Consider the following 2002-nt stretch of genomic DNA (forward strand, 5'->3'; position numbering starts at 1 on the left):
CGATCAAGGCCTTGCCGGACCAGGACGCGACACGCCCGAACAGCCGGGAGGAATTTTTACGCGAGCCCTTAGTTGAGCCAGGATCCGCGGCGTGTACCGCGCTCACGGAGTGCAGGACGTGTCCGCCGGGGCGATCACGGGCGCCGGAGCCGGCGTGGCCGCGGCGCCCGGGGCAACCGAGCCGGGGGCAGCTGCGCCGCCAGCGGCGGAGGGCGTCCGCGGGGGGATCGCCGGGGATCCCGCCGGTGTCGTCGGCGGGCCGGTCACGCCCGTGAACGAGGTGCCGAGTATCACGACAAGGCCGTTGCTGATCTTTGGGTCCGCGATGGTCTGTGACCCGACGATCAGGCCTGACAGTGTGCGTGCCGCGTCCTCCTGCCCGGCCGGGTAGCGGATCTCCGTGCCGACCTGCCCCGCCGCGCCGGTGGTGGGTTTGAGCGATCCGGCGAACCCCATCGCGCCGAGCATCGTGGTTGTCTGCGCGGCCAGGCCCGACCGCCCGGTCCTGTTGCGGACTTCGGCGATGGTCACCTGGCTTGGCGGCAGGGCCGGAGCGCCGGTGGCGGTGAGGGTGTCGTCGCCGGTTGCGGGCCGCAGCGGCGCGAGGACCCGCGCGAGCCCGGCCGGTTCATAGAACAGCACGTTGCCGTGGGGGGGAATCGTGCCCTGGTCGTCGCTGGCGCCCTCGGATCTCAGCGGCACGTGCGTGGGGATGGTGATGAATGTGACCTTTCCGGCGCCGAGGTCGCTCAGCCGCTGGGCAATTTTGATCATGGCGCCGTTCTCGGTGAGGCCGTTGTCGACCTTGAGCGACCCGCCGACGGCGCCGATCAGTTGTGTGATCCTGACGGGGTTGGTCAGCACACCCGCGCTGGTCGCCTTGTCGAGGAGCTTGGACAGGAACTGCTGCTGGCGGGCGACGCGGTAGGTCTCGTCCGGCAGGGCATGGCGGGTACGGACGAAAGCCAGGGCCTGATCGCCATTGAGATGGTTGATCCCGAACTTTCCGCGCCACTGGGAAAAGTTGTCGTGGAGGTTGGTCGTGCCACCACCGGGCAGTTGAGCGACGCACACGTCCACCCCGCCAACCGCGTCGGTCATGGTCTTGAATCCGGCCAGATCGATCGAGATAAAATGATCAATTTTGAGACTGGTCAGTTTTTCCAGGGTGCGGGTGAGCCCCTCGATGCCGCCGTAGGACAGGACATTGGTGAGTTTGTCCTTGCCGTCGCGGGGGGTCTGGGTGATGCCGGCGGCAACGGTTACGAGGGTGTCTCGGGGAAATGACACCAGGGTGACCGAACCGTCCGTGCCGAAATGGGCGATGATCGTGGTATCCGAGCGGACTCCGTCGACCTGGCCGTACTCACCGTGGGTGCCTGCTCGGCTGTCGTCGCCGAGAAGCAGGATATTCATTTCGCCCGGTCGCTCGGCTGGCCGGTCGCCACTGGGTGACCAGGTCACCCCGGTGACCGAATCGTTGAAGTAGCGGTATGCCGCCCATCCGACAGAGCTGACCGCGAGAACCACCAGGGACAGCATGGCCGCCGCGCCGACGGACAGTGTCCGCAGCGGTGAGCGGCCTCGGCGGTGCCGCACGTTCAGCGGACGCCGTGGGCTCAGCTCTGGCGGCAACGCCAGCCGGCGTATGGATCTGCCACTCACCGGCTTTCTCGAACCTCCTTGGCCGGAGCGATCGCGCGGTGCCGGGTCGACGAGTGAACCTGCACCGTTCTTGATAGCGCGACGCCTGATAACGCGACCGGCAATAGGGGACGCGGCGTCGCGGGGCTGGGGCGCGCACCTCGCGTCATCGCTTCCCATCCATCGCCGCGCGATGCGCGGGTGCCCCGGCTCGTTGGTCGACGCCCAAAACCAGGGCGCACCCCTCCTTCGCTTTGCGATCCATCCACCCGGACGCCACTCCCTGATCGAACGCCCTGTTGCCGGGCGCTCTTAGAGCGACCGGCAACAGGGACGCGGCGTCGCGGGGCTGGGGCGC

Annotated in this window: 1 protein-coding gene; it reads right to left on the reverse strand. The window is 68.1% G+C overall.

Features of this window, described 5'->3' with window-relative positions; all coding sequences use genetic code 11:
• Nucleotides 1-102 precede the first annotated feature (102 nt).
• Complete coding sequence (locus tag MJ797_RS24265; protein WP_239341620.1) at nucleotides 103-1665, reverse strand: LCP family protein; 1563 nt, start codon at nucleotides 1663-1665, stop codon at nucleotides 103-105.
• Between the last annotated feature and the right edge of the window lie 337 nt (nucleotides 1666-2002).

The sequence above is a fragment of the Protofrankia sp. CiP3 genome (genome assembly GCF_917627345.1).
Taxonomy (GTDB): domain Bacteria; phylum Actinomycetota; class Actinomycetes; order Frankiales; family Frankiaceae; genus Protofrankia.